This window comes from Mesorhizobium sp. M0500 (assembly GCF_040321165.1).
In the GTDB taxonomy this organism is placed as follows: Bacteria; Pseudomonadota; Alphaproteobacteria; order Rhizobiales; family Rhizobiaceae; genus Mesorhizobium.
The window spans coordinates 100,760-125,759 of sequence record NZ_JAMYRB010000015.1 but is presented as its reverse complement, the minus strand read 5'-3'; the positions used below and the strand labels follow the sequence as shown (position 1 = coordinate 125,759).

At 62.8% G+C, this 25,000-nt stretch carries 26 protein-coding genes and 1 riboswitch; of the genes, 16 read left to right on the top strand and 10 right to left on the bottom strand.

Annotated elements, in window-relative coordinates; translation table 11 throughout:
* Positions 1-34 precede the first annotated feature (34 nt).
* The 3 genes from NKI70_RS23610 to NKI70_RS23600 form a co-directional block, all read right to left on the bottom strand.
* Entirely contained in the window at positions 35-1,048 is a 1,014-nt protein-coding gene (locus tag NKI70_RS23610; protein ID WP_352724949.1) for an ABC transporter substrate-binding protein, read from the bottom strand.
* Between the two features lie 29 nt (positions 1,049-1,077).
* Positions 1,078-2,091 (bottom strand): ABC transporter substrate-binding protein, encoded by a 1,014-nt coding sequence (locus NKI70_RS23605; protein WP_352579882.1) that lies wholly within the window; start codon positions 2,089-2,091, stop codon positions 1,078-1,080.
* Between the two features lie 221 nt (positions 2,092-2,312).
* Positions 2,313-2,597, bottom strand: coding sequence for a hypothetical protein (locus NKI70_RS23600; protein WP_352700864.1), 285 nt, complete (start codon positions 2,595-2,597; stop codon positions 2,313-2,315).
* 224 nt (positions 2,598-2,821) lie between these two features.
* Here NKI70_RS23600 and NKI70_RS23595 point away from each other — a divergent pair, with 224 nt between their 5' ends.
* Both NKI70_RS23595 and NKI70_RS23585 read left to right on the top strand, forming a co-directional pair.
* Positions 2,822-4,408, top strand: coding sequence for a serine hydrolase (locus NKI70_RS23595; RefSeq protein WP_352724948.1), 1,587 nt, complete (start codon positions 2,822-2,824; stop codon positions 4,406-4,408).
* Positions 4,409-5,311: 903 nt separating this feature from the next.
* The gene (locus tag NKI70_RS23585) at positions 5,312-6,379 is read left to right on the top strand and encodes a cyclic nucleotide-gated potassium channel (protein ID WP_352700456.1); all 1,068 of its coding nucleotides are present in this window, start codon (positions 5,312-5,314) and stop codon (positions 6,377-6,379) included.
* 405 nt (positions 6,380-6,784) lie between these two features.
* On the opposite strand, the gene NKI70_RS23580 is transcribed toward NKI70_RS23585, so the two are convergent.
* Positions 6,785-7,696, bottom strand: coding sequence for a phosphatase PAP2 family protein (locus NKI70_RS23580; RefSeq protein ID WP_352700455.1), 912 nt, complete (start codon positions 7,694-7,696; stop codon positions 6,785-6,787).
* A 344-nt stretch (positions 7,697-8,040) separates the two neighbouring features.
* On the opposite strand from NKI70_RS23580, the gene NKI70_RS23575 reads away from it, so the two are divergent.
* From NKI70_RS23575 to NKI70_RS23560, 4 genes are all read left to right on the top strand, one after another.
* On the top strand, positions 8,041-8,358 hold the full coding sequence (locus tag NKI70_RS23575; RefSeq protein ID WP_023676569.1) for an ArsR/SmtB family transcription factor: 318 nt from the start codon (positions 8,041-8,043) through the stop codon (positions 8,356-8,358).
* Positions 8,355-8,837, top strand: coding sequence for an SRPBCC family protein (locus NKI70_RS23570; RefSeq protein ID WP_254818127.1), 483 nt, complete (start codon positions 8,355-8,357; stop codon positions 8,835-8,837). The genes NKI70_RS23575 and NKI70_RS23570 overlap by 4 nt, the downstream gene beginning before the upstream one ends.
* A gap of 350 nt (positions 8,838-9,187) precedes the next feature.
* Positions 9,188-10,585: a magnesium transporter gene (mgtE, locus tag NKI70_RS23565; protein ID WP_502894205.1), complete on the top strand. Its 1,398-nt coding sequence runs from the start codon at positions 9,188-9,190 to the stop codon at positions 10,583-10,585.
* A gap of 139 nt (positions 10,586-10,724) precedes the next feature.
* Complete coding sequence (locus NKI70_RS23560) at positions 10,725-11,111, top strand: MerR family transcriptional regulator (RefSeq protein WP_023676566.1); 387 nt, start codon at positions 10,725-10,727, stop codon at positions 11,109-11,111.
* Between the two features lie 19 nt (positions 11,112-11,130).
* Here the strand turns inward: NKI70_RS23560 and NKI70_RS23555 are convergent, their stop codons facing one another.
* The 3 genes from NKI70_RS23555 to NKI70_RS23545 all read right to left on the bottom strand — a co-directional run bounded on the left by NKI70_RS23555 (position 11,131) and on the right by NKI70_RS23545 (position 14,064).
* A complete protein-coding gene (locus NKI70_RS23555) occupies positions 11,131-11,637 on the bottom strand; it encodes a methyltransferase family protein (RefSeq protein ID WP_352587579.1) in 507 nt (168 codons plus the stop codon).
* Positions 11,638-11,653: 16 nt separating this feature from the next.
* Positions 11,654-12,652, bottom strand: a complete 999-nt coding sequence (locus tag NKI70_RS23550) for a heparan-alpha-glucosaminide N-acetyltransferase (protein ID WP_352724947.1) — start codon at positions 12,650-12,652, stop codon at positions 11,654-11,656.
* A gap of 218 nt (positions 12,653-12,870) precedes the next feature.
* The gene (locus NKI70_RS23545; protein ID WP_352577106.1) at positions 12,871-14,064 is read right to left on the bottom strand and encodes an aromatic ring-hydroxylating oxygenase subunit alpha; all 1,194 of its coding nucleotides are present in this window, start codon (positions 14,062-14,064) and stop codon (positions 12,871-12,873) included.
* Positions 14,065-14,205: 141 nt separating this feature from the next.
* Positions 14,206-14,402: riboswitch (cobalamin riboswitch) on the top strand.
* 36 nt (positions 14,403-14,438) lie between these two features.
* Between NKI70_RS23545 and NKI70_RS23540 the strand changes: the two genes are divergently transcribed.
* From NKI70_RS23540 to cobO, 4 genes are read left to right on the top strand one after another with little or no spacing between them, the layout of a single operon-like run.
* Positions 14,439-14,618 carry a CbtB domain-containing protein gene (locus NKI70_RS23540; RefSeq protein WP_023676561.1) on the top strand — a complete coding sequence of 60 codons (180 nt, stop codon included), beginning with the start codon at positions 14,439-14,441 and terminating at the stop codon, positions 14,616-14,618.
* Between the two features lie 15 nt (positions 14,619-14,633).
* Positions 14,634-15,416 (top strand): CbtA family protein, encoded by a 783-nt coding sequence (locus tag NKI70_RS23535; protein WP_352624778.1) that lies wholly within the window; start codon positions 14,634-14,636, stop codon positions 15,414-15,416.
* Positions 15,409-15,930: a bifunctional adenosylcobinamide kinase/adenosylcobinamide-phosphate guanylyltransferase gene (gene cobU / locus NKI70_RS23530; RefSeq protein WP_352724946.1), complete on the top strand. Its 522-nt coding sequence runs from the start codon at positions 15,409-15,411 to the stop codon at positions 15,928-15,930. The genes NKI70_RS23535 and cobU overlap by 8 nt, the downstream gene beginning before the upstream one ends.
* A gap of 1 nt (position 15,931) precedes the next feature.
* Positions 15,932-16,549, top strand: coding sequence for a cob(I)yrinic acid a,c-diamide adenosyltransferase (gene cobO / locus NKI70_RS23525; RefSeq protein WP_352724945.1), 618 nt, complete (start codon positions 15,932-15,934; stop codon positions 16,547-16,549).
* Positions 16,550-16,914: 365 nt separating this feature from the next.
* Here the strand turns inward: cobO and cbiB are convergent, their stop codons facing one another.
* Positions 16,915-17,886 carry an adenosylcobinamide-phosphate synthase CbiB gene (gene cbiB / locus NKI70_RS23520; protein ID WP_352724944.1) on the bottom strand — a complete coding sequence of 324 codons (972 nt, stop codon included), beginning with the start codon at positions 17,884-17,886 and terminating at the stop codon, positions 16,915-16,917.
* Between cbiB and cobD the strand changes: the two genes are divergently transcribed.
* From cobD to NKI70_RS23505, 3 genes are read left to right on the top strand one after another with little or no spacing between them, the layout of a single operon-like run.
* Positions 17,885-18,943 (top strand): threonine-phosphate decarboxylase CobD, encoded by a 1,059-nt coding sequence (gene cobD, locus NKI70_RS23515; protein ID WP_352724943.1) that lies wholly within the window; start codon positions 17,885-17,887, stop codon positions 18,941-18,943. The genes cbiB and cobD overlap by 2 nt on opposite strands.
* On the top strand, positions 18,940-19,443 hold the full coding sequence (locus NKI70_RS23510; protein WP_352617536.1) for a tyrosine phosphatase family protein: 504 nt from the start codon (positions 18,940-18,942) through the stop codon (positions 19,441-19,443). The genes cobD and NKI70_RS23510 overlap by 4 nt, the downstream gene beginning before the upstream one ends.
* A 59-nt stretch (positions 19,444-19,502) precedes the next feature.
* Complete coding sequence (locus tag NKI70_RS23505) at positions 19,503-20,717, top strand: serine hydrolase domain-containing protein (RefSeq protein WP_352724941.1); 1,215 nt, start codon at positions 19,503-19,505, stop codon at positions 20,715-20,717.
* A 64-nt stretch (positions 20,718-20,781) separates the two neighbouring features.
* Here the strand turns inward: NKI70_RS23505 and NKI70_RS23500 are convergent, their stop codons facing one another.
* Both NKI70_RS23500 and NKI70_RS23495 read right to left on the bottom strand, forming a co-directional pair.
* A complete protein-coding gene (locus NKI70_RS23500) occupies positions 20,782-21,585 on the bottom strand; it encodes a creatininase family protein (RefSeq protein WP_352724940.1) in 804 nt (267 codons plus the stop codon).
* Positions 21,586-21,642: 57 nt separating this feature from the next.
* Positions 21,643-22,026: a RidA family protein gene (locus tag NKI70_RS23495; RefSeq protein WP_352617542.1), complete on the bottom strand. Its 384-nt coding sequence runs from the start codon at positions 22,024-22,026 to the stop codon at positions 21,643-21,645.
* A gap of 276 nt (positions 22,027-22,302) precedes the next feature.
* On the opposite strand from NKI70_RS23495, the gene NKI70_RS23490 reads away from it, so the two are divergent.
* The 3 genes from NKI70_RS23490 to NKI70_RS23480 are packed head-to-tail and all read left to right on the top strand — an operon-like array spanning position 22,303 to position 24,991.
* Entirely contained in the window at positions 22,303-23,307 is a 1,005-nt protein-coding gene (locus NKI70_RS23490; protein WP_352692730.1) for an ABC transporter substrate-binding protein, read from the top strand.
* 3 nt (positions 23,308-23,310) lie between these two features.
* On the top strand, positions 23,311-24,153 hold the full coding sequence (locus tag NKI70_RS23485) for an ABC transporter ATP-binding protein (RefSeq protein WP_352617546.1): 843 nt from the start codon (positions 23,311-23,313) through the stop codon (positions 24,151-24,153).
* Complete coding sequence (locus NKI70_RS23480) at positions 24,140-24,991, top strand: ABC transporter permease (protein ID WP_352644799.1); 852 nt, start codon at positions 24,140-24,142, stop codon at positions 24,989-24,991. Before NKI70_RS23485 ends, NKI70_RS23480 begins: the two co-directional genes overlap by 14 nt.
* Positions 24,992-25,000 lie beyond the last annotated feature (9 nt).

The following is a 25,000-nucleotide window of genomic DNA, read 5'->3' as shown; positions in this document are numbered from 1 at the left end:
CCTTCCCTGATGGGACACGACGTTCGGCGATTGCCTACGTCTTCAACTCCTGCTTTAGTTGATAGAGAAAGCGCCAATCCGTTCCGGTGGCGATTATCTCTTGCGGGCTCGACTTGATCATGCCCGTTTCGTACATGCGCAGCGCGTAGAAGCGCATCGAGGCTTCGGCATCGAAATCCCGCCATCTGTCGTACCGGAGGTCGCCAAGCGTTTGCAGCGCGAGTTCGTAGCTGGGGACGAAACCTCGATCGACCAGCTGCCCTGCAGTCCATGACGGATCTGAGACACAGAGGTCGGCGCCCTTGAGGATGGACCGCAGGACGCGCTTTGTCGCCGCCGGGTATCTGTCTACATAATCCGCAGTCGCGGAAATCATGCAGCAGAAGTGCTGCGACCACGGCGGGTCGGTGGTCGAGTTGAGGATTGTGTGGCCTACTTTCCTGGAGCGAAGTTCCTGCGTGCGGGGCGGTTGGCCGAGCACTGCATCGTACTTTCCTTCGACGAAGCCTTCCGCAAAATTGTGCTCTTCGATAACCCATTCGATGTCGTTGACGGGATCGAGCCCAACATAGGCGGCCATCAGAGAAACCAACACGTGTTGCGGCGAATCAAGCGTAAAGACCCCAACCCGCTTTCCCCGCAGGTCCGAGACGCCTTTGACGCTGTCGTTGGCGATCAGTTCGAGGCACCCGGAGTGCAGTCCGCTTAGTACCCTGATCGGCACTCCTGCATCGATCGACGCCAGATGAATCGGCACATAGTTCACACTGAAATCCGTCTCGCCGTTTGCGATCCACGCGGAATGATCAACCTTCTTGTCACCTTGCACATAGCGGACATCGGTGAATCCCTCGGCGCGCAGCATCTCTCCGGCGAGGTACAGGCCCGCCCAGCAATAGGCGCCGCCGATGTACCGCGGCAGGCGGACGGTGGTCGTTTCCGGAGGCGGCTCCCCTGCGGCGTTGGATGCGCGAATGTTGAATATCGCCGCACTGCCGGCCGCCGCAACGCCGGCCAGGAAATGACGGCGACTCTGGATGATTTGCATCTCCACGTCTCCCCTTGAGACAAATGGGATCAGGTTTTCAGCTCACGCTTCAACTCGTCGAGGAAGCGCCAGTCCGTTCCGTCGGCGATGATCTGTTGCGGGCTCGATTTGATCATGCCCGTCTCCTGCATGCGGAGTGTGTAGAACCGCAGGGAGTCTTCAGGATCGAATTCCCGCCACCGGTCGTACCGGATATCCTTCAGCGTTTGGAGCGCGTAGTCATACGATGGGACGAAATCGCGATCGACCATCTGCCGGGCCACCCTCTGCGGATTCGACACACAGAGGTCAGCCGCCTTGAGGATGGATCGCAAGACCCGCTTGGTCGCCACCGGGTACCTGTTCACGTAGTCCGTTGTCGCGGAGATCATGCAGCAGAAATACTGTGACCATGGGCGGTCGACGGCATTGTTGAGTATCGTGTGGCCGATCTTCTTGGCGCGCAGCTCCTGCGGCTGGGGCGGCGTGCCGAGGAATGCATCGATCTTTCCTTGGACGAAGAGCTCCGTCGGGGTGGCATCTTCAGTCAGGACCCATTGGATATCGTTCACGGGATCGAGCCCGACATAAGCGGACATGAGAGTCAGCCACACGTGTCGCGAGTTATTGAAACCATCCACGCCCACCCTCTTGCCCCGCAGATCCGCGACGCTGCGGATGCTCTCCTTGGCGATCAGTTCGAGGCATCCCGAGTGCAACCCGGTTAGCACCTTGATCGGCACGCCGGCATCGATCGACGCGATCTGATTCGGCGGAAAATTCACAGAGAAATCGGTCTCACCGCGTGCGATCCATTCCGATTGGTCGACGCTTCTGTCGGCTTCCACGTAGCGAACGTCGGTGAAGCCATCTGCGCGCATCAGTTCTCCGGCGATGTACGCGCCGGCCCAGCAGTAGGAACCACCAACCCACCGCGGCAGACGAACCGTCGTTGTTTCCAGCGACGGCTCCGCGTGGAGTGACTCCGGAAGACCGACGATGCCGGCAGCGCCCGCCATTGCAGCGCCGGCCAGGAATCGGCGGCGGGTTTGCATGATCTGCATCCGAACGCTCCTCTTCCGAATCGCAAACGACAATTCTGGCCGGAACCGAGCAAAAGAGGTTCCGGCAGAGGCAGATGGTCTCGTGGGCGCGACGAGTAGTTGTGGATTCTAGCGCGCCCAGTCCGCTGCGGGAGTCTTGCGCTCTCAGTCGCCGGCTCATTTATTAGCAACCGACGATATGCCACGATACGCCCAATTTGTGTTGGCTGCGAGCGCAAAACTTACTCGCGCCAAACGTCACGCCAGCGCCTCGCTGTCAGGGAGACCGCTTCCGCGGTTGCGAATGCCACTTCGAGTCTAATGCGGCCTGCATCGGCCCAAAATTGAACGAGCGGCAAGCGGCTCTGTCTGTTGGTGAGCGGATTGTCCGCCTCGCGTCCCGGCCCCTCGGCCATTAGGACCCCTAGGTACAGGCCATTTGCCTCGCGATGGGCCATATAGCTGGCTTCGATGACTTTCTGGTTGGCCGCCAGCCCGTTGGCGAACAACTCGTGATCGGATGCCATTTGCCGCTCGGGCTTGGAAAGTTGACGTTCTCCCGCCCAATCCCATCCAATTGCCGGGCACGTAGGTAACACGGATACTTCACCACTCCGAAATCACATCACACGCAGCCGCCGTCTCTGTCTGATCTTTGAACTTAAACATTTCATTGGAAAATAGCCGCAACCATCTTTCATCTTGCCGCGTATGGTCCGATCATCTGCCGGTGCAAGTTTGAGGACATGCAATGAAGAAGGTCGCTGCTCTCCTGGTACTTTCCCTCGTTACCATGCTGCCCGCCGTGGCAGCCGCGCAGTCCTGCCTGCCGGAGCTTGGGCCATCGCCGCCGCAGGATGCTATGCAGCTGTATCCCGGCGGTGTCGAGAAGGCGCTGGCCGCGCTGCCGGACATCGTCAAGAAAGTCAAGGAAGCATCCGACGTCCCCGGCTTCGCCGTGGCGGTGGTGCATGGCGGCAAAATGATCTTTGACGAGGGCTATGGCCTTCGCGACAACCGGGACGACACTTCTAAGGTCAGCAGCACCACCATTTTCCAGGTCGCCTCGGTGTCGAAGTCGATCTCCGCCACGGTGGCCGCGATCGCCATGACGAAGGACCACAGCTTCGACTGGGATACCCCGGTCGGCAAGGTCTGGGACGGCTTTCGCCTCAATCTCGACTATGTCTCGGGCAACGCCACCATCGGCGATTTCTTCGCCCATCGCTCGGGCCTGCCGATGGCGGCGGGCGACGAACTCGAGGATCTCGGCTTCCAGCGCAAGCAGATCGTCGGGAGCCTGTGGATGGTGCCGCTCGATCCCTTCCGCATCTCCTATCACTACGCCAATTTCGGCACGACGGTCGGCGCCGAGGCAGTGGCCCACGCCGAGAAACAGCCTTGGGAGCCGCTGGCCAAGAGCCTGTTGTTCGATCCGCTCGGCATGCGCTCGAGCAGCTATCGGCACGAGGACTTCATTGCCGCCGGCAAGAACCGCGCCCTGCTGCATGCGCGCGTGGCGGAGAATGTGTTCGAGCCGCTCTATGACCGCGACCCCGACCAGCAGGCGCCGGCGGGCGGCGTCTCCTCCAGCGTCCAGGATCTTGCCAAGTGGATGATCCTGCTGCTTGGCGACGGCACCTATAACGGCCAGCCCATGATCGACCCGAAGATCCTGCAGCCCGCCATCACACCGCAGAGCGTGACCTACCGCGGCGAGACGCCCGATACGCGGGCCAGCTCCTATGGCTATGGCTTCAATGTGGGGGTGAACGCCAATGGGCGCACCACCATGGGCCATTCCGGCGCCTTCCTGCTCGGCGCCGGCACCACCTTCCAGATCTTGCCCTCGGCCGATGTCGGCATCGTCGTGCTCACCAACGGCTCCCCCGTCGGCGCCGCCGAGGCGGTCGCCGCCAGCTTCATGGACATCGTGCAATATGGCCAGGTCACTCGCGACTGGTATCCCTACATCAAGCCGCGGTTCATGGCCTACTACAAGCCGGTGGGCGACCTCGCCGGCAAGGACAAGCCGACGAACCCCGCCAAGGCGCGCAGTCCATCCTTCTACGAGGGCCAATATACGAGCAACTATTTCGACACCGCCACCGTGCGGGCCGATGGCGACAAGCTGATGCTCGAACTCGGCCCCAAGCCCATGCAGTTCACGCTCGAGCACTGGGACGGCGACACCTACGCCCTCACGCCCCGCGGAGAGAACGCGCCGACCGGCTCGCTGTCATCGGTGAAGTTCGTCGGTTCCCCCGACGGCATTCGAGCGCGGGTGATGACGGTGGACTATCTCAATGAGAACGGGTTGGGGCGTTTTCAGAGGTAGGGGGTGGAGGCGTCGGGTGCTTCATACACCCTATGCCGTCGAAAAGGCGAACCGGCCGTCTGCAAGGTGATGCCTGAGATGGCGGATTTGTGACGGTTCGCTTCCGGGCATGGAAATCAGGAAGCCGGCATTTGCTCGGGACCTTCCGACAAGCTTGTCGGCTTTGGCCAGCCGCTGATCCGAAGCAGACCGACGGCTCCCGGCCCCAAATGCGACACTTGGAGGTTGGCTCGGCGAGAACAGATCCTGGCGCAACCACGACAACGCTGAATGTCGTTTCGGTTCCTCGTAAGAAGGGCGACTTACCAAGTGGCCAGGTCCGCGTCTTGCGATACGGACTGAGATACAAACTGTGATACAAATCGCAATGGAATCTTGGGAAAAACGCTTTAAAATCAATGTGCGATCGTGTTGCTTCTCGACCGCACCATCAAATTCGAAAGCGGAATCTGTTACACGTTGAATTCGGGCACGGCAGGGAGCGTCCTTGTCGGGGCACGTGCCCTTTGCCTGATTACGATCGCGAGTTTTGCCCATGCGAAGAGGCCATCGGCGGGCATGGCCATCTATCGATAGGCGCACATGATTATTCGCGCACCAGGCGTCCGGTCGCCCACCAGATCACCGACACAACAATGATTGATGCGTAGCCGTCCACGGCATAGTGCCAGCCAGTGAACACCGATCCGTACAGGATTAGGGCTGCAAAGGTCCAACCGAGAACGAGCCGGCGCTGGGTGTGGTTCGAGGGGCAGCTCGATCTCGACCCTGATCGGATGGCTCATGGCCTATGGTCCAGCGACGACCAAGGGTGGCCCGGTAATCTCCATATCGAATTAGCACCTTTGCGCTTGCCTTGAAGGCATTCTATCCTGGACGGTAGTATCCGCTCGTGGGCATAGAATGTCGGTACTGCCTTCCTTAAGAATTTACGCGCCGCTCAACGCGGTGCTGGCTGCGACTGGGCTTGTGGCGGTGGCTACGCTCACGACACCGGACCTGTCCGGACGAAGCAGACTGGCTTTGGCTGCCGTGCTCGCGGTCATTTGGGGCGTCTATCTCCTGGAATTGGCCGAGAAACTGCTCAAGCGCCGGGCGGGAGACGTTCGGGACAGGACGCCGGCAATCGCCATTGATGTGCTCGCGGTTTTGGTTCCACTCGCCGCATTTCTGCTCGTCGGCACGCCCGACCGGAGCCTCTACTGTGCTGTCTGGCTGCTGAAACCGCTGCGCGATTCAACTTTCTTCCCGCTGCTGGGCAGAATCCTGACCAACGAAGCGCGCAACCTGATCGGCGTCGCCACGGTCTTCGGCATCGTTCTTTTCGGTTTTGCGCTCGCAGCCTATGTCATCGAGCGCGACGTCCAACCGCAACAGTTCGGCAGCATCCCCCAGGCAATGTGGTGGGCGGTGGTCACGCTGTCCACCACCGGCTATGGCGACGCTATTCCGGAAAGCTTCGCCGGCCGCGTCCTTGCCGGGGCGGTCATGATGAGTGGCATCGGCATCTTCGCGCTCTGGGCTGGCATTCTTGCCACCGGCTTTTATCAAGAAGTCCGTCGCGAGGATTTCGTCCGCAATTGGCAATTGATCGCCGCCGTGCCGTTGTTTCAGAAGCTCGGCCCGGCCACGCTAGTCGAGATCGTGCGCGCATTACGACCTCGCATCGTGCCGGCGGGCGCTGTGATCTGCCGCAATGGTGAGACCGGTGATCAGATGTTCTTCGTCGTGGAGGGGCGCGTCAGCGTCGCGACGCCGAACCCGGTGGAGCTGGGCCCTGGCGCCTTCTTCGGCGAGATGGCGCTGATCACCGGCGAACCGCGCTCGGCGACCGTCAGCGCCACAACGGTGGTCTCACTCCTGTCGCTACACTCGGCGGATTTCCAGATGCTGTGCAGCAGCAGCCCCGAGATCGCAGAAATCATCCGCAAGACCGCGCTCGAGCGGCGCGGCGCGGCGCCTAACGGTTGACCGTGTTAGACTAGGTGTTCGTCAGGAGGAGGATGCGATGCCAAGGCGGCCAATTGCCTGCCGATGGCGGCTGGCTGGAACTACATGCTTTGCCGCTGCCGAACCACCCTCAATGCGAGCGCGACATTCGGTTCGTGATCTCTACCTCATCCCCATCCCGCGCAGCGGGTTCGTTCTTCGGCCCCAAACGCGACATGGGCTCGGCGAGAACAGCTCTTGGCGGTGCGGCGTTGCATCTCGACCGCACCATTACATTCGAAAGCGGAATCTCTTGCCCGTTGAATTCGAGCACGGCAGGGAGCGTCCTTGTCGGGGCACGTGCTGTTTGCCTGATTGCGGTCGCGAGTTTGGCTTATGCGAAGTGGCCATCGGCGGGCATGGCCATCTATCGAAAAGCGCACATGATTATTCGCGCACCAGGCGTCCGGTCGCCCACCAGATCACCGACACAACAATGATCGATGCGTAGCCGTCCACGGCATAGTGCCAGCCAGTGAACACCGATCCGTACAGGATCAGGGCTGCAAAGGTCCAACACAGAACGCCAAGCCAGCGATTGATCGATGACAGCAAATAGGCGTTCAATGCGGCAAAGGCGACATGCATGCTTGGCATGGCCGAGATGCCGCCGCCAAGACTTGCCCGGCCGCTTTGGTAAGCCATCAGGAGATATGCCGCGGGTTCCCGCACCATGTAACTATGGTCCAGCCTGTCCAGGGCCGCATTCAATCCGTGGAAGCGATCCACGCCGACAAAGTGGTGGTAGTAAACCGGTCCGACCGATGCCAGCGCCAGGGCCAAGACCGTTCCGAGGACGGACAACGTCAGCGCTGCTGCGCAGAGATAGCGGATGCGGGCAATCTCGTCCGACCAGAGCGACACGAAAAGGATGGTGCCGAACCACTGGTAAAACCAAATGACTTCATAGCTGTTGAAGACGACGAACGACCAATTGTTGCCGTCGAGCTTATGGACGATCTCCCATGGCGGCATCCCATGCAGCCATTCATCAGCATCGGCCAACCAGTTGTCGGCATAGTATGGGACGACGGACGGGATGGCGATCTTGTAGGTAGAGAACGCGGTCAAGCTGGCAAAGCAGAACAGCAGCACCAGCAGACAACCGCGCCAGCGCCCTTGAACCAAATCCAGTGCGTAGCGAACCGGTTGCCGCCGGCCATGGATTAGCGCGGCACAGCAGACGCCACCGATAAACAACACCGGAATGCCAACAAGAAACTTGTGAGAATAGATTAAGGCTGACGTATAGAATACTTCCGGATATAGTGCAGATGCGCCTAAAACGTATGTCGCCATGAACAAGGAGAGGCGCAATTGCCATATGGCGGAGGGCCTGTAGCGAGAGGCTTCCGTGGTTAGGGCCAAACCAATTTACCCGTTCTTAACGTTTCGCCGGAGAGACACAAACACCGATAAGGTAAAAACCTTGCCGCCAGGTTTACTTTTCCCCGGTGGTCGACATTTGCCGGCCGGCCCGCATCCGGTGGATCGATTCCCTGAGCAGTCTTGCATCCGCATCGCTGTCCATGCCCCCGCGTCAAGGAATTGCCCCGGAGCCTCGGGGCCGAGCCTGCCGGTTGCTTGAACACGGTCCACCGCTCCCTGTTTGACATATCATAAGTTTTAGCTTATCATAAGTCATGATTTATGATTATGCAGGAATGGTGGCCTTGGCCGATCCGACGCGCCGCAAGGTGTTCGAGCTCATCGCCGATCGGCCACGCTCGGTCATCGATCTGACGCGAGTGCTTCCGGTCTCGCAGCCGGCGGTATCGCAGCACCTCAAGGTTTTGAAGGAAGCCCGGCTGGTCCGCGCAGAGCCGAAAGGTGCCAGCAACATCTATCATCTCGACCCGCATGGGCTCGGCGAGATGCGCGCCTGGCTCGACCGCATGTGGGGCGATGCGCTCGACGCCTTCAAACGGGAAGTCGACAACAGCAAGGAGAAGAGGAAATGACGACCATGATCAAGCCCGCCCCGGTCAGGAAGTCGGTGACGGTGGAGGTGCCGCTCGACAAGGCATTCGATGTGTTCACCACAGGATTCGGGCGCTGGTGGCCGGCTTCGCACTCGATCGGCAAATCCGCCCTGACGACCGCGGTGATCGAACCGAAAGCCGGCGGCCGCTGGTACGAGATCGGCGAGGATGGGTCACAATGCGATTGGGGCGAGGTTCTCGCCTGGGATCCGCCGTCCAGGCTGACGCTCGCCTGGCGCATTGGAGCCGGCTGGCGCTACGATCCGGCATTGCTGACCGAAGTCGAGATCCGCTTTGTCGCGCTCGGCGAGAACGCGACGCGTGTGGAACTCGAGCACAGGCTTCTGGAGAACATGGGCGAAACCGCAGAGGCGATGCGCGAGGCCTTCGAATCCGAGGGTGGCTGGAGCGGTCTCCTGGACCGCTATGCGGCTGAGGCCAAGCGCCACGCCGCCTGATCGGGAAGCCTTCCAGTCCAATACCAGCGAGGCCCTCGCACTGTCGGCCTCGCCGTTTTTGAATCAGTGTCGATCTGCCCATCTGGTTGACCGGGGCGGGGAGATACGCTGCCCTTTACCTGCCGCCGCGAAGGTTTGCAGCGCCGCAGGTTTGTAGAACGTCCTCTCCTCCTACCATCCGGTATGCGCCGCGTCGTTTGGACGCGCGAACGGCGCTGTAGCAATTTGTCGTTGTGCATGGTCCTTTCGCAAAATCGATTCCGATTGTCAGGGTCATGCGTTAGACCTGACAGGCACCTTATCCGGAAATCCGATGGCGGGAGGCGCTGGTGGAAGGCCAGGACGAACAGATGACCGGCGCCAGGGCCGCCGAGGAGCGCCGCGCCGACATCTATGACGAGGACGGCGTCATCCTGTCGTCGTTCCTCGCCCAGATCGGTGCCGCGATCGCCGATCGCGATACGCTGACGCTGAAGCGTGAAGTCGACGATCTGCACCAGTCGGAACTCGGCCACCTGCTCGAGGCGCTGCACCCGGAACAGCGACGCGCGCTGGTCGAATTGCTGGGCAAGGATTTCGATTTTTCCGCGCTGACCGAGGTTGACGAGGCGATCCGCCGCGACATCGTCGACAGTCTGCCCAATGCGCAGATCGCCCAGGCGGTGCAGGATCTCGATTCCGACGACGCGGTCTACATTCTCGAAGACCTCGACCAGGAGGACCAGGACGAGATCCTGTCGCAGCTGCCGTTCACCGAGCGGATCAGGCTGCGGCGTTCGCTTGACTATCCCGAAGAGACCGCCGGCCGCCGCATGCAGACGGAGTTCGTCGCGGTGCCGCCCTTCTGGACGATCGGCCAGACCATCGACTACATGCGCGAGGACAACAATCTTCCTGACCGTTTCAGCCAGATCTTCGTCATCGATCCGAGCTTCAAGCTGCTCGGCGCCATCGACCTCGACCAGATCCTGCGTACCAAGCGCTCGGTCAAGGTCGAAGAGGTCATGCATGAGACCAGGCATGCCATCCCGGCCACGATGGACCAGGAGGAGGCGGCTCGCGAATTCGAACAATACGATCTTCTGTCTGCCGCCGTCGTCGACGAGAACGAGCGGCTGGTCGGCGTGCTGACCATCGACGACGTCGTCGACGTCATCCAGCAGGAGGCCGAGGAAGATCTGCTGCGCATGGGCGGCGTCGGCGACGAAGAACTCTCGGACAGCATCTTTTCGACCTCGCGCTCGCGCGTGCCCTGGCTGCTGGTCAATCTTTTGACGGCTTTCCTGGCGGCCTCGGTGATCGGCCTGTTCGACCGCACCATCGAGCATATCGTGGCGCTGGCGGTGCTGATGCCGATCGTCGCCGGCATGGGCGGCAATGCCGGCTCGCAGACCATGACGGTCACGGTGCGGGCGCTGGCGACCAGGGACCTCGACATCTACAATGCCGGCCGCATCATCCGCCGCGAAATCGGGGTGGGCTTCATCAACGGCATCATCTTTGCCATCCTGATCGGCCTCGTGGCTGCTGCCTGGTTCCACGATCGCAATCTCGGCGGCATCATTGCGGCTGCGATGATCATCAATATGTTCGTGGCGGCTCTGGCGGGCATCCTTATCCCGCTGCTGCTCGACCGCTTCAAGATCGATCCGGCTGTGGCTTCGGCGGTTTTCGTCACCACGGTCACCGATGTCGTAGGTTTCTTTGCCTTTCTCGGGCTCGCCACATGGTGGTTCGGCGTGCGCTGAACGTCACCTCAATTGACTTTTACGTAAATGCCATGCGAGGCTTTGAAAGGTGCCTTGTCCGCCGATTCTGGTACGCGCCTGGGCGCCGGCGGCGCCGGCCAGTTGGAACTCGCGGCGTGGCCGGGGCATTGGAGTGACGATGCGGGAATATTATTCGATCACGGAGCTGACCCGCGAATTCGACGTGTCGACGCGGACGTTGCGCTTCTATGAGGACGAAGGGCTGGTGCAGCCAGTAAGACGCGGCCGCACTCGGCTGTTCCGTCCGTCGGACCGGCATCTCATCCGCCAGATCATGCGGGGAAAAAGGCTCGGCTTCTCGATCAACGAGATCCGCGAAATCATCCAGATGTACAGGGAGCCGCCCGGCGAGGTCGGCCAACTCAAATTGATGATCAAGCGCATCGAGGAAAAGCGCGAGGATTTGCGCCAGAAACGCCGCGACCTCGAAGAGACGCTGGCCGAGCTCGATCAGGCAGAGGAATCCTGCGTCGAGCGGCTGGTGGAACTCGGCGTCACCACATGAGCGTGGCGTCAGCGCCGGCTCAAATCCAGCGCCGCACCCTTTTGGCGTAGTCCCGGTATTTCTTGCCGAATTTGGCCGTCAGCACCTTCTCCTCGCTCTCGATCGTCAGCTTCTGCGTCAGGAACGCCGCGATGACCGCCAGCGGCAGGAACCAGGCGATCCCAGTGACAAAGGCGAGGCTGACCAGCAGCAGCGTGTTGGCGAGGTAGATCGGGTTGCGGCTGACGGCGAAGGGTCCGGTAGTCACCAGATGGTCAGGCACGCCGTTCGGGTTGAGCGTCGTCTTGGCGCGGATCATGGTGCGGATTGCCGTGAACCAGAGCGCGGCAACCGCCACCAACCCCACAAGGCCGGCGGCGAACAGGATGTCGCCGAGAAGATCGCCGATCCACGGTAGCGGATAGAACAGCCCTAGCGCGACGCTGACGATGATGGCGGCGATATAGATCAGCGGCGGCCATGGGATGTGCCCCAGCCTCGGCTGCCCAGGATTTTGCTGCACGGGTTTCGGGTGACTGTCGCTCATTATTGTCCTCCCTCGATTAGCGCGTTCCCGGTTCCGCCGCCTCGGTTTGGGCGGTGCAGGTGCCGGCGAGCTCGCCAATATGCGCCTTCCACTCCGGGGACTGGTCGTTGCTGTAGAGCCGGTCAAGCGAGGCTTCGCCCTGGAGAGTGTCCAGCATGCAGGCACAATAGCTGGAGCAGAACTCGGTGTCGCGTGCCTGCTCGCAGGATATCTGGCAGGATTTCAGAAAACTCACCTCCCTGGTTTCGGCCTGCGCCGGCATGAATTGCGAAAACAGCCAGACCGAGCCGATCAGCACCGGCTGATGGATCAGATAGAAGGCAAGGCTGTGCCGGCCGATGAAGACCAGCGGATTTGCCCAGCGGCCGGGCGCCAAGGCCGACAGCCGCGTCAGCGCGCCGGAGGTGGCGGCGAGCTTGGTAACCGCGATGCCGGCAAGTACGGCGCCGAACCAGGGCAGCAGCGGAACGTAGTCGTTGGAGCGCGGGTTGGTCGCCGACAGGCCGACCCACCACAAAGCCGGATGATCGAAAAGCTCGGATCGCAGGTAGAAAGGCGCAGCGATAACGAGGGCCGCCACGGCAAGCGTCAGCAGCGCCGGGAGGCGCAGGAACGCCAGGCCGAGCAGGCTGGCGAGCGCGATCTCGTGCAATATGCCGAAGAAGATGAAGCCGTCGGGCGTGGCGATGCGGGTGACCAGCGATATTGCGAGCGCTGCCCCGGCAACCATGGCGAAGCGCTTCCAGAAGCCGGTCCAGCGGATTTTCTTGCCATGGGCGAGACAGAGGCTGATGCCGACCAGGAACAGGAAGCTCGAGGCGATGCAGCGCGCGTAGATTTTCCACCAGCCGAAGGCGGTGAGGCCGGGATCGGTGTAGCCGAAGAATTCGAGGTCCCAGGTGAAATGATAGCTCGCCATGGCAAGCAAAGCGATGCCGCGTGCAATGTCGATAGCGGCGATGCGCTTCGACTTCGGTTGATCCTGAACGGCTGCGGTCGGCGTGTCGATGCTCATGGTCTCGCTGTCTTGGTTCAGCCCCGGCAAGACGACTATCACGGTTGCCACCGTCAAAAGAAGCAGGGCCTTGCGTCGCGTTGGTACCGGTCGGCATCAGAGCTGCTTTAGGCCAAAGCCGGAAAGCCTTTGGCCGGCGTGCTGGCGTTTTTCGGACTGGGCGCGGTTTTCGCGACACTCGGCCTGCTGGCGGCGGCCTGAGGCTTCGTCACCTGGCGCTATCTGCCCAAATCGCTTTGATGTTCGAGCGCCGCATGGCGCTCGCGCACCCAGTTGTGGAAGCGGTGCAAGTCGTATTCCTCGGGCATCAGTACGCCGGCCTTGTGGCGCATCGAGCGCAGGCCCATCTGGTTGACCTCGCAGATATCAGCATCCTCCTCCAGCACCTGGGTACCGAAGGCGACGATGTTGTCGATATCCGCGGCCGGATCGGCGAGCGCTTCGGGCGAAAAAAGCCATTCGGCGGTAAGTTCGGTCTGCTCCGGCCCAAGCGGCACCAGCCGCACGGTCCTGACATAGTCGACATGGCCGACGACGAACATCGACGGCATGCTGGTGGCATAGGTCTGCCCGGCGGCACGCTCGCCCGGCGTCAGGCCGGAAAAGACCGAGCCGTGGACGCGCCCGTCGCGCGACCAGGTTTCGGCCCCGGCCCGCAAGCCGCCTGCAAATTCCGGCGCGTCATTGTCGGCGTGGCGCGCCCATTCGGGGTCGTCGTGCCGGCCCATCAGGCCGCGGCCATAGATCGGCACCAGCCGCGACAGGTCCTTGTGGACGCCGGGGCAGTGCAGGCACTCGTTGAAATTTTCCCAAAATACCTTCCAGTTGCAGTTTATCACCTTGCGCAGCACATGGCCGCTCAGCAGCGTTTCCAGCGGCCAGTTGGCGAGGTTACCGGATGCCGGATCGAAGGATGTTTCAGCCGAGCCGGCAGCGTCTTCCGCCAGATTGACGAAGACGAAACCGCGCCACACCGAAAGCGCGACCCGGTAGAGCGGATGATCGGCCTTGTCGAAGCCGTCCGGCAGCGATTTCGACGGCACGCGCACCAGATCGCCGTGCAGCGAATAGGACCAGGCATGGTATGGGCAGGTGATGAGCCGCGCCTTCAGCCGTCCTTCGCTCTGCTGGCAAAGCTGCGAGCCGCGATGCCGGCAGGTGTTGTGGAAGGCGCGCAACTCGCCGGTCTCGTCGCGCAGCACGACGACCTCCTGCGTGCCTATGCGGAACGTCCTGAAAGCCAGCGGCTGGGCAAGGTCGGCCTCGCGGCAGACGAGCAGCCAGTTGCGATACCAGATGGCCTCGAGATCGCGCTGATAGGCCGCGATGTCCCAATAGGCTGATGACGGCAGCGTCGGCTCGGCCCGCGTCAGGCCGTTGTAGGGACCGCGCTCATTCGGGCTGGGTTGCATGCCGGCTTCCTCCCCATCCGCCAGCCGACACCCGGCTGCGAAAATTGTCAATCGCGGCGCCGGCCGACCGGGCTTGGCGAGGCGGCGCATTCGCCACACGATCCGGCGGAATTTGGTTTGCCGGGCGCGGCGATTCTGCCTATAGTCGCTGATGTCGTCGGTTCCGTTTGGAACCAAGAGGGAATGCGGTGAGGGCAAGTTGTTTGCCCAATGCCGTGGCTGCCCCCGCAACTGTGTGCGGTAGTCCTCTCCATATGCCACTGAAGGTTCGCCTTCGGGAAGGTGGGGAAGGGCGCTGATCCGCGAGCCAGGAGACCTGCCGGCGACAGGAAACTGACTTCTATGCCCTCGGGTGGAGGGCGAAAGGACAAGACATGAATACCGCTTCCGTCTCGCTCGGCGCTTCCGCCTCCTCGCAGTCGCGTCTCATGCAGCTGGCGCTTGCTGCATTCCTCGGCATTTTCGTCATGGGCTTTGTCGGCTTCTCGCATATCGATGCGGTCCACAATGCCGCGCACGACTATCGCCACTCGATGGGCTTTCCCTGCCACTGACAAGGGGCTGACATCATGACACTGTTTCGCAACGTCGTGTTCATCGCGGCGATCGCAGGGCTTGTGGCCGGCGTGGCTCTCGCCTGCATGCAAGCCTATGCCACGGTGCCGCTCATCCTGAAGGCGGAAGTCTATGAACAGGCCGGCGGCGGCCATGACCATGCCGCGGCACCTGCGACACCGGCCGAAAACGCCGCGGGCACGACGGCTATGAGCAGCGCCGCGCCGGCAGCGGCTGAAGCGATGGCTCCGGCGGAAGACGAAGGCTGGGCGCCGGCCGACGGTTTCGAACGCTTCGGCTTCAGCGTCGTTGCCAATATCGTCACCGGCATCGGCTTTGCGCTGGTCCTGGTTGCGGTTTCGGAATTCGCCGGCGGCATCGGCAATTGGCGCCAGGGCCTGTTCTGGGGGCTTGCCGGCTTTGCCGTGTTCACGCTGGCGCCGGGCCTCGGCCTGCCGCCGGAACTGCCAGCGATGCCGGCGGCCGACCTTGTCCAACGCCAGATATGGTGGTGGGCAACAGTGGTGGCGACAGCGGCCGGTCTCGGCCTTATCGTCTTCCGCAGATCGCTGCCGCTGGTGGCTCTTGCCGTGGCGTTGATCGTTGCGCCGCATATCGTCGGCGCGCCGCAGCCCGATAGCTTCGAGACGGCGATCCCGGAAGGCCTGCACCACCAGTTCGTGGTGGCGGTGACGCTGACCAATCTGGTGTTCTGGCTGGTGCTCGGCGCGGTCGTCGGCGTGGTGCGCGGACGCTTCACGGGCACGGCGACCAGCCTGCGCGACAGCTTTGCCTGACCGCGCTGCCGGGGCACTGACCCTGGTCATCGGCGGTGCGCGCACCGGCAAGAGCGCGCATGCCGAGAGCCTGGTGACGGTCGGCCCGCCGCCTTGGAGCTATATCGCCACGGCGCAAGCCTATGACGACGAGATGCGCCAGCGCATCGCGCTGCACCGCTCGCGCCGCGGCGCCGGCTGGACGACCATCGATGCGCCGCTCGACCTTGCCGGCGCGATCGGAGCGCTGCCTGACGGCCAGCCGGTGCTGATCGACTGCCTGACGCTGTGGCTGACCAACCATATGCTGGCCGACCATGATGTCGAGGCCGAATGCCGGAGGCTGGCCGATGTGCTGTCGCGGCCGCGTGGGCCGTGGTTCGTGGTGTCCAACGAGGTCGGCCAGGGCATCGTGCCGGACAATGCGCTGGCAAGACGGTTTCGCGACGCCGCCGGCCGGCTGAACCAGGACGTCGCGGCTGTTGCCGGCACCGTGCTTTTGATGGTGGCGGGGCTGCCGCTCAAGGTGAAATGACATGGCTGATACTATCGATCCCAAGGACGAGGAACGCCACCGCGCCAAGATGGCCAAGCGCAAGGCGGTGCAGGATGCCGAGGTCGCGGCCAAGACGCTCGAGAAGGGGCTGCTGATCGTCAACACCGGATCGGGCAAGGGCAAGACCACGGCCGCCTTCGGGCTGGCGCTCAGGATGCTCGGCTATGGCAAGCGCGTCGGCGTCGTCCAGTTCATCAAGGGCAAGTGGCACACCGGCGAGAAAGACGCCTTTGCCGCCTTCGGTGACCGTGTCGTCTGGCACGCCATGGGCGAGGGCTTTACCTGGGAGACACAGGACCTGAAGCGCGACATCGCGGCGGCCGAGGCTGCCTGGGCGAAAGCGCTGGAGCTGATGGCCGAGCCGTCGATCAGCCTCGTGGTGCTCGACGAGCTGAACATCGCGCTGCGCTACGACTACCTCGATCTCGAAAAGGTGGTCGCGGCGCTGAAGGCGCGTCGCGAAGGCCTGCATGTCGTCGTCACCGGCCGCAACGCCAAACCGGTATTGGTCGAGGCGGCCGATCTGGTCACCGAGATGGGCGTGACCAAGCACCACTTCTCCGCCGGCGTGAAGGCGCAGCAAGGGATCGAGTTCTGAGGGGTGTTGCTGGCGCCTCTTCTTCCTTCTCCCCTTGTGGGAGAAGGTGGATTGGCGCGCAGCGCCAAGACGGTTGAGGGGTGCTGGCCGGGGCGCTGTTGGTGCCAAGCTGGAACACCCCTCATCCGGCCGCTTCGCGGCCACCTTCTCCCACAAAGGGAGAAGGGAAAGCCGCACGAAGCGGCTCGCCCCTGGAATGGTAAGGGTGAAGGGCGGCGCCGACCTGACGCGATTATTTGAGGCGTAGCCCTATTTTGTTCTTGCTTTGTGCCGGCATCTATGCTACTAATTTGGCTATGGTGCTAATTGGCTCCAACGACCCGCCGCATGGTGGGTTTTTTGTTTCGCCTGAGATCGGGCGAAGATCACGCCAAGATAACAACCACCGCGACCACGCCGAACAGCGCGATCAGCAGTAAGTCGGCGACGCGGTAGAGTTTCAGCGCCCGTCGGATGTCGGTGCTCTCGACATCATCGCGCCGGCCGCCTTCGCCCATCAATGCGTCTTCGACCATGACGCCGTCATAGGAACGGGGGCCGGCGAGCGCCAGGCCGAGCGCGCCGGCCATCGCTGCTTCCGGCCAGCCGGCATTGGGCGAGCGGTGCTTTTTCGCATCGCGCCGCACGGCATGCCAGGCGCCCTTGGCGTCGGCGCCCTTGACCAGAAAAGCGGCGAGTACGATCAGCAGCGCCGTCAGCCGCGACGCCGGCAGATTGATCCAATCGTCGAAGCGCGCAGCCGCCCAGCCGAAGGCTTCGTGGCGCGGGGTGCGATGGCCGATCATCGAATCGGCGGTGTTGGCGGCCTTGTAGGCGACGCCGCCGGCGAGCCCGCCGATACCGAGCCAGAAGGCCGGCGCGACGACGCCGTCGGAGAAATTCTCGGCCAGGCTTTCGATCGCGGCGCGGCAGACAGCGGCCCTGTCGAGCTTTTCCGGGTCGCGACCGACGATCCGCGAGACGGCAATGCGGCCCATATCCAGTCCGCCGCTGTCGAGTGCGTCGGCGACCGCTTCGACATGCTCGGCCAGGCTCTTCTGCGACAGCAGCGACGTCGCCAGGATTGCGGTGACCAACAAGCCGAGGGGAATGCTCCAAAGCAAGGTTTCGAGCCAGAGGGCGAGGGCGGCCGGCACCAGCACGATCACCAGCAGCGCGAAGACGCCCCAGCGGCGACGGTGGGCGTCGGAATCAGTGGCGCGGTTGAGCCTGCGGTCGAGAAAGGATATCAGCCTGCCGAACCAGGTGACGGGATGGCCAATGGCATCGAAGAGCCGGGCCGGGTAGCCGAGTACAAGTTCGATGGCCAGCGACAGGAAAGTGATCAGGATCGGCATGAAGTCTCTTGATGGAGTGACGGCGGCAGTGGACCACGGCGGAAGCCTTGGCCGGGCGAGGGCGCTTTTCCCTCACGCGCCGCTGCCTTTCGTCGACCTCTCGACCGGGATCAATCCGCACTCCTACCCGCTTTTCGATTTGCCCGCCACCGCCCTGTCGCGATTGCCGGAAACAGCGCGCAGCCGCGACTTGGCTGAACGCGCGGCAAGCGCCTATGGCGCCCCGTCGGCGGCGAATGTCGCAGCGGCGCCCGGCACGCAGATCCTGTTGCCGCGCGTCGCTTCGCTGGTCAGCCCGGGCACGGCGCTGGTGCTCGGGCCGACTTATGCCGAGCATCGGCGGGCAGCGGCGATCGCCGGCCATGCGGCGGCTGAAGTCGATGATTTCGAAGCCCTGGCGGCGGCCGACCTTGCCGTCGTCGTCAATCCCAACAACCCGGACGGGCGCGTCGTCGAGCGCGAAGGATTGCTTCGACTTGCCGGGACATTACGCGCCAGAGGTGGGCTGCTGGTGGTCGACGAGGCCTTCATGGATGTCGGCCCGCGCAGCGAAAGCCTGGCCGGCGACGTCGACCAGGGCGGCATCGTCGTGCTGCGTTCGTTCGGTAAGTTCTTCGGCCTGGCCGGCCTGCGGCTTGGCTTTGCACTGGCCGATGCGCTGACGGTCGAGCGGCTGGAGGCGCAATTCGGGCCATGGGCGGTTGCCGGGCCGTCGCTCGAATATGGCATAAGGGCGCTTGCCGATACCGGCTGGCAGGCCGGGATGCGGCGCCGTCTGGCCGAGGATGCCGCACGGCTCGATACGCTGTTCGGCCGCTTCGGCGTGCCTGTCGCCGGTGGCACCGCGTTGTTCCGCTATATCAGGCTGGCGGGCGCCGCCGGCCTGTTTTCGGTGCTCGGCCAGCGCGGCATCCTGCTTCGGCATTTCGCCGATCGTCCGGATGTGCTGCGCGCCGGCCTGCCGGGAGCCGACGAAGAATGGCGGCGGCTCGAATCGGCGCTTGCCGGCTGGGCCTCGCGGCGCGACGATGATGCCAAGGGAGAAACTACCCAATGATCCACGTCTGTTCGCTGTCCAAAGTCGAGGAAACGGTAACGAAGACCGGGGCCGGCCGGCTGCTTTCGCTGCTTGCCGCCGGAACGGAGGTGATGCGACCGGCCTCGATCACCAGGGAAAACCATCTGCATCTGGTCATGCATGACATTGCGGTGGCGCAGGAGGGCATGACCATGCCGGGCGAGGAGCATGTCCTGAACCTGCTCGATTTCGCCCGCCACTGGGATCGCTCGCGGCCGCTGGTGGTGCATTGCTATGCCGGCATCAGCCGCTCGACCGCCTCGGCCTACATCATCGCGGCAGCCTTGGCGCCGAAGCGCGACGAGGCCGAACTGGCCGAGACGCTGCGCAGGCTGTCGCCCACGGCGACACCCAATCCGCGGCTGATCGCGATCGCCGACACGCTGCTCGATCGCAGGGGCAGGATGATCGAAGCGATCCAGGCGATCGGGCGCGGCGCGGATGCTTTCGAAGGCACGCCGTTCGAATTGAAAATCTGAGCCTAAAAACAAATTCCAGGAAAAGTGCGCAGGAGTTCTAGGACACGGCCAAGGGGCGAATGATGATCGGGAGAATTTTGGCCATCGTTGTTGGCGTGGTCTGCGCGACAGGCAGCGCCATGGCCGCGTCCATGCCGGCTCTCAAGTCGATCGACCTGGCAGCGCTCCAAGCCACTGTCGAGGGTTTGGCCAAGGAACTTATGCTGCCCGGTGCCATGGTTTTGCTCAAGACTCCGCGGGGCAACCTCGTCTTCGGCTACGGTACGACTGAACTGGGTGCCACGAACCCGCCGCGCGCCGATACCCACTTCCGTGCGGCCTCGAACACCAAGACGATGACGGCCGCTGTCATCGTGCAACTGGTGCAGGAAGGGAAACTGAGCTTCGCCGATCTGATCTCGAAATACGTCCAGCGCGTTCCCAACGGCGACGAGATAACCATTCGGCAGCTCATAACAATGCGGAGCGGCCTCCCTAACTTCACCAATGCGCCGGAACTTGCCGAAAGCCTGGACAAGTATCCTTACAGGGTATGGACCGCTGATGAAGTACTCGGCATGGCGTTCAAACGGCCGCCGGACTTCGCGCCGGGTGCCGAATTCGAGTACAACAACACCAACTACTATCTGCTCGGCCTTGTTGCCGAGAAGATCGACGGCAAGCCGCTCTCGACCATCTTCCGGGACCGCCTGTTCGGGCCGCTCGGCATGAAGAACACGGCGTTGCCGCCGAGCACGTCGAACGCCATCCCCGAGCCATACTCAAACGGCTATCTCTACGGCAGTACTTCGTACGCCCTGGCTGATGCGCCCTATCCGGACGACCTCCAGGCTGCGGCCAGGGCGGGAACGCTCAAGCCCAACGACGACACATGGCAGAACCCGTCCGCCTACTTTGCGGCTGGCGGAGTCATCTCCACCGCGGATGACCTCGCTACCTGGATGCGCGCGCTGGTCGGGGGCAAGCTCTTCAATGCCGACTTCCAGCGCCAGTGGCTTGCAAGCCCTGAGGCGCCGGCGCCGGGCGAACCCGCCATGCAAAAATACGGCTATGGCATCCTAACGCTGACCTTCGGGCCTAACGAAATCTACTATCACGAAGGCGAGATGCCCGGTTACCAGTCCTTCATGGGCTACGATCCGGCCAATGACGTCACCCTGGTCATATGGACCAACCTGACTCTCGCGCTCCACGGCCAGGCGACCGCCAACACCTTGATGGTGAAGATACTGGACGAAATCTACACGGTGTCGCCGCTTCAAGAGGTGAAGTGAGGATCCTCGCGCGCGAATGGAATCGCCCCTCGTGAGCGAGGCCTGAGTTGGTGGGATCAAACACCTACGCCAGCCAATCCGCCAGCTTTGCCTTGCCCACGTCCCTCAGCAGGCCGATGAAGCCGTCGGCCTGATGCTCGGCGGTGAGCCGGCCTTTTTCAGCGGTGGCAATGCTGGCGTCGCCGACGACGCCATTCGGGTTGAGATCGCTGGCGATCCAGGCGAAGGCGTGCGTTCCGGTGTGGCGCAGCAGCGAAAATTCCTTTTCGGCGCGGGCGACCTTGGACACGAAATTGTCGGCCTTCCCCATATCGACGAGGTCGGGCCGGAAGTGCAGCATCAGCGAGGTCTCGACGTCGCCGCCATGGATGCCGTGGCGGTCTTCGAGCTCGGTGTACATGCCGGCCGGCCGGCCAAAGCGCTGCCAGCTGGTCTTTACCGCCAGCATCTTTGCCCGCACACGCAATTCGCGGGTGACGATGCCCATGATCTCCTCATTGCCGCCATGCGAGTTGACGACAATCAGTTTTCGGACGCCGGCGCGCGCGACCGACAGGCCAAGTTCGGTCCACGCCTCGACCAAGGTCGTCGCCGGCAAAGTGAGGGTGCCCGGCGCATGCAAATGCTCGTTCGACTTGCCTACCGCCTGGACCGGCAGGATGCGGATGTCGAGATCGCCGGGCAGGCGCGCGATCACCGTTTCCAGCATGCCGTTCATGATCGAGGTGTCGGTCGAGACCGGCAGATGCGGGCCGTGCTGCTCAATCGCCGCCAGCGGCAGAACGGCAATGGTCGCCTCAGGATCGACGGTCGCGTATTCGGTGGTCCGGTAGTCACCCCACCATACGCGCTTTTTTTCAGCGGTCATGTCATGCCCTCTTGAACCGACAAGCCCAGACCTAACGCGGGAACGATCGGCTGTCGATCATCCCGCCGCAATGACCTCGATCTCGACCTTGAATTCCGGCCGGGCAAAACCGGACACGATCATCAGCGTCGAGGCCGGCGCCGGGCTGGCGAACAGCCGGTCGCGAACCTCCATATAGGGGCGCAGGAAGGCGCGGTCGGTGACGTAGGTGTTGATGCGGACGATGTCGGACAGGCCGAGCCCGGCCTCGCCGAGAATCGCCGATATGTTCCGGAAACAAAGCTCGGCCTGTGCGCCGGCCTCCTCGGGGATCTGGTCGTCCGGGGTGATTGCGACCTGGCCCGAACACAGCACCAGCCGCTTGCCGGGCGGCAGTTCGACGCCATGGCTGTAGCGGGCGAAGGGCGGCTTGATCGACTTCGGCGTGAGAAATTTGAACATGGCAATCTCCGTTCACGGCAGCCTAAAGCGGGATCGATGCGGGCATCAAGATGGCGGTGCATGTCACGAGGGCGATTGTGGACAGGCGATCAAAAAATAGGCACGATGCCTTTCGTACAGCATGACCCGTCCGGCCTTCGCGCCGCCATTGCTCAGGCGGGCATTGCACAAGCGGGCGGTCCCGGCGCAACGCGCCGGTGGCATGTGTCTTGCTTCTTGAAACAATGGTGTCGAGCCCGGCGCGTGACGCGCCGGAGCGAACAAAGGGTGGTGTGGATGTACGGAAAACTCAAGATTTCGGCGGGCGTGATCGTGCTGCTTGGCGCAGGCACGCTTGCCGCGGCAGCGAACGAAAAAGTCACCTTCGGCACCAACTGGCTGGCTGAGCCGGAGCATGGCGGCTACTACCAGGCCGTGGTGGACGGCACCTATGCCGCCTGCGGCATCGACGTGACGATCATGCAGGGCGGCCCACAGGTCAGCGGCCGGCCGCTGCTGCTGGCCGGCAAGATCGATTTTTACATGGGCGGCAATCTGCTGTCGGCCTTCGATGCCGTGCAGCAAGGCATACCGATGCGCGTCGTGGCGGCCGACTTCCAGAAGGACCCGCAGGTCATCATGTCCCATCCCGGGCAGGGGCTGGACAAATGGGAAGACCTGAAGAACGCCGACCAGTACATCCTCGGCGACGAAGGTGCGCAGACCTTCTTCCAGTGGATGGTCACCGACCTCGGCTTCGACGCCGCCAAGCGCGCGCCCTACACCTTCAACCCGGCGCCGTTCATCGCCAACAAGAAGTCGATCCAGCAGGGTTACGTCACCTCGGAGCCATTCGCCGTCCAGAAGCAGGGCGGTTTCACGCCGAACCAGTTCCTGCTGGCCGACTATGGCTGGGACACATATGCAACGACGGTCGAGACCATGCAGGAGACGGTCGACAAGCGGCCCGAGGTGGTCCAGTGCTTCGTCGATGGCTCGGCCAAGGGCTGGTACAATTATCTCTACGGCGACAACAAGGCCGCCAACGAGATGATCAAGAAGGAAAATCCGGACATGACGGATGAGCAGATCGCCTTCTCGATCGAGCAGCTGAAGAAGTTCGGCGTGGTCGATTCCGGCGACAGCGAAAAGCTCGGCATCGGCGCCATGACCGATGCGCGCATCCAGAGTTTTTACGACAAGATGGTCAAGGCCAAGGTCACACCGGCGGGCATCGACATCAAGAAGGCCTACACGCTGGCCTTCGTCAACAAGAGCGTCGGGCTCGACCTGAAGAAGTAGGCCGTGAAGCTGGAGAAAGTGGCGCAACAGCCAGGAAGCGTATCGGGGCCGACGCTGTTGGCGCTGCGTGGCGTCGGCAAGGTTTTTTCCAACGGCGTCACCGCGCTCAGCAATGTCGAGCTGACGATCCGGGAGGGCGATTTCCTCAGCCTGCTCGGGCCGTCGGGCTGCGGCAAATCGACGGCGCTGCGGCTGATTGCGGGCCTGTCGACGCCGACCTCGGGCGTGCTCGACTGGCGCGGCAGCGGCGCCCTCGAGCGTTCGACTATCGGCGACCGTTCAAATATCGGCTTCGTCTTCCAGGAGCCGACGCTGCTGCCCTGGGCCGACGTCTTCGACAATGTCTGGCTGCCGCTGCGGCTGAAGGGCGTGTCGCGTGCCAAGGCGGCGCCGGCGGTGATGGAGATGCTGGCGCGGGTTCACCTGACCGGCTTCGAGAATGCCGTGCCGCGCGAACTGTCCGGCGGCATGAAGATGCGCGTCTCTATCGCCCGCGCCATGGTAACCAAGCCGCGCATTCTGTTGATGGACGAGCCGTTCGCCGCACTCGACGAGATCACCCGCTTCAAGCTCAACAACGACCTTCTCGAGCTATGGCAGGATGAGCGTTTTACCGTCGTTTTCGTCACCCACAGCGTCTTCGAAAGCGTATTCCTCTCCAACCGCATCGTCGTCATGGCGGCGCGGCCGGGCCGGGTGTTTGCCGAGCTTGCCGTCGATGCATCCTATCCGCGCGACGAGGCGTTTCGCACCTCGCCCGACTATGCCGCGCTCTGCCGCCAGGCATCCGACGTGCTGATCGGCGCCATCAACTCAACTGCCGGACCGCATCATGACGGCCATTGAAGAACCAGTCCTGGCGCTCGACCCGGAGGAGGCGCGCCGCGTCCGCCAGGAGCGCTTCGAGCGCATCGGCAGATGGCTGCTGCCGCTGGCGATCATGATCCTGGCCATCTGGCTGTGGGACCGCGTCTGTGTCTGGAACGACATTCCGAAATACATCCTGCCGCGCCCCGGCGTGGTGTTGCAGACGCTGCACGACGATGCCGGGCTGCTGTTCTCCTCGCTGCTGGTGACACTCAGGATCACCTTCTTGAGCCTGCTTCTCGCCGTGGTCGGCGGTGTCGGGCTGGCAGTGCTGTTCGCTCAGTCGAAATGGGTGGAGATGTCGTTCTTTCCGTTCGCCATCGTGCTGCAGGTGACGCCGATCGTCGCGATCTTTCCGCTGATCAATATCTATGTCGACAACCAGACGACGAAGCTTTTGCTTTGCGCCTGGATCGTCGCCTTCTTTCCGATCCTCTCCAACACCACGCTCGGCCTCAATTCCGTCGATCGCAATTTGCGCGACATGTTCAAGCTCAACGGCGCGACCCGCTGGCAGCAATTGCGCTATCTGCGGCTGCCGGCGGCGATGCCTTATTTCCTCGGCGGGCTGAAGATCGCCGGCGGCCTGTCGCTGATCGGCTCGGTGGTGGCCGAGTTCGTCGCCGGCGCCACCGGCCAGTCGTCCGGCCTCGCCTCGCGCATCATCGAGGCCGGCTACCGGCTCAACGCACCAAGACTGTTCGCGGCGCTGATCCTGATCTCGCTAACCGGCATCCTGATCTTCCTGGTGCTGTCGCTGATTTCGCATCTCATTTTGCGGCGCTGGCACGAGAGCGCGCTGAGGCAGGAGCGGTGATGGTGAGCA

What these genes read in the sequence shown, in the direction of transcription:
- cbiB (WP_352724944.1), bottom strand. Translation starts at nt 17,886, where the DNA reads ATGCCGATCCTGATCACTTTCCTGTCGCTGGCCATCGAACTTGTACTC.
- NKI70_RS23480 (WP_352644799.1), top strand. Translation starts at nt 24,140, where the DNA reads ATGACGGCCATTGAAGAACCAGTCCTGGCGCTCGACCCGGAGGAGGCG.
- cobO (WP_352724945.1), top strand. Translation starts at nt 15,932, where the DNA reads ATGGCTGATACTATCGATCCCAAGGACGAGGAACGCCACCGCGCCAAG.
- mgtE (WP_502894205.1), top strand. Translation starts at nt 9,188, where the DNA reads ATGACCGGCGCCAGGGCCGCCGAGGAGCGCCGCGCCGACATCTATGAC.
- NKI70_RS23610 (WP_352724949.1), bottom strand. Translation starts at nt 1,048, where the DNA reads ATGCAAATCATCCAGAGTCGCCGTCATTTCCTGGCCGGCGTTGCGGCG.
- NKI70_RS23600 (WP_352700864.1), bottom strand. Translation starts at nt 2,597, where the DNA reads ATGGCATCCGATCACGAGTTGTTCGCCAACGGGCTGGCGGCCAACCAG.
- NKI70_RS23495 (WP_352617542.1), bottom strand. Translation starts at nt 22,026, where the DNA reads ATGTTCAAATTTCTCACGCCGAAGTCGATCAAGCCGCCCTTCGCCCGC.
- NKI70_RS23585 (WP_352700456.1), top strand. Translation starts at nt 5,312, where the DNA reads ATGTCGGTACTGCCTTCCTTAAGAATTTACGCGCCGCTCAACGCGGTG.
- cobD (WP_352724943.1), top strand. Translation starts at nt 17,885, where the DNA reads ATGAAGTCTCTTGATGGAGTGACGGCGGCAGTGGACCACGGCGGAAGC.
- NKI70_RS23545 (WP_352577106.1), bottom strand. Translation starts at nt 14,064, where the DNA reads ATGCAACCCAGCCCGAATGAGCGCGGTCCCTACAACGGCCTGACGCGG.
- NKI70_RS23490 (WP_352692730.1), top strand. Translation starts at nt 22,303, where the DNA reads ATGTACGGAAAACTCAAGATTTCGGCGGGCGTGATCGTGCTGCTTGGC.
- NKI70_RS23500 (WP_352724940.1), bottom strand. Translation starts at nt 21,585, where the DNA reads ATGACCGCTGAAAAAAAGCGCGTATGGTGGGGTGACTACCGGACCACC.
- NKI70_RS23550 (WP_352724947.1), bottom strand. Translation starts at nt 12,652, where the DNA reads ATGAGCATCGACACGCCGACCGCAGCCGTTCAGGATCAACCGAAGTCG.
- NKI70_RS23540 (WP_023676561.1), top strand. Translation starts at nt 14,439, where the DNA reads ATGAATACCGCTTCCGTCTCGCTCGGCGCTTCCGCCTCCTCGCAGTCG.
- NKI70_RS23595 (WP_352724948.1), top strand. Translation starts at nt 2,822, where the DNA reads ATGAAGAAGGTCGCTGCTCTCCTGGTACTTTCCCTCGTTACCATGCTG.
- NKI70_RS23570 (WP_254818127.1), top strand. Translation starts at nt 8,355, where the DNA reads ATGACGACCATGATCAAGCCCGCCCCGGTCAGGAAGTCGGTGACGGTG.
- NKI70_RS23580 (WP_352700455.1), bottom strand. Translation starts at nt 7,696, where the DNA reads ATGGCGACATACGTTTTAGGCGCATCTGCACTATATCCGGAAGTATTC.
- NKI70_RS23555 (WP_352587579.1), bottom strand. Translation starts at nt 11,637, where the DNA reads ATGAGCGACAGTCACCCGAAACCCGTGCAGCAAAATCCTGGGCAGCCG.
- NKI70_RS23505 (WP_352724941.1), top strand. Translation starts at nt 19,503, where the DNA reads ATGATGATCGGGAGAATTTTGGCCATCGTTGTTGGCGTGGTCTGCGCG.
- NKI70_RS23535 (WP_352624778.1), top strand. Translation starts at nt 14,634, where the DNA reads ATGACACTGTTTCGCAACGTCGTGTTCATCGCGGCGATCGCAGGGCTT.
- NKI70_RS23560 (WP_023676566.1), top strand. Translation starts at nt 10,725, where the DNA reads ATGCGGGAATATTATTCGATCACGGAGCTGACCCGCGAATTCGACGTG.
- NKI70_RS23605 (WP_352579882.1), bottom strand. Translation starts at nt 2,091, where the DNA reads ATGCAGATCATGCAAACCCGCCGCCGATTCCTGGCCGGCGCTGCAATG.
- NKI70_RS23510 (WP_352617536.1), top strand. Translation starts at nt 18,940, where the DNA reads ATGATCCACGTCTGTTCGCTGTCCAAAGTCGAGGAAACGGTAACGAAG.
- NKI70_RS23575 (WP_023676569.1), top strand. Translation starts at nt 8,041, where the DNA reads ATGATTTATGATTATGCAGGAATGGTGGCCTTGGCCGATCCGACGCGC.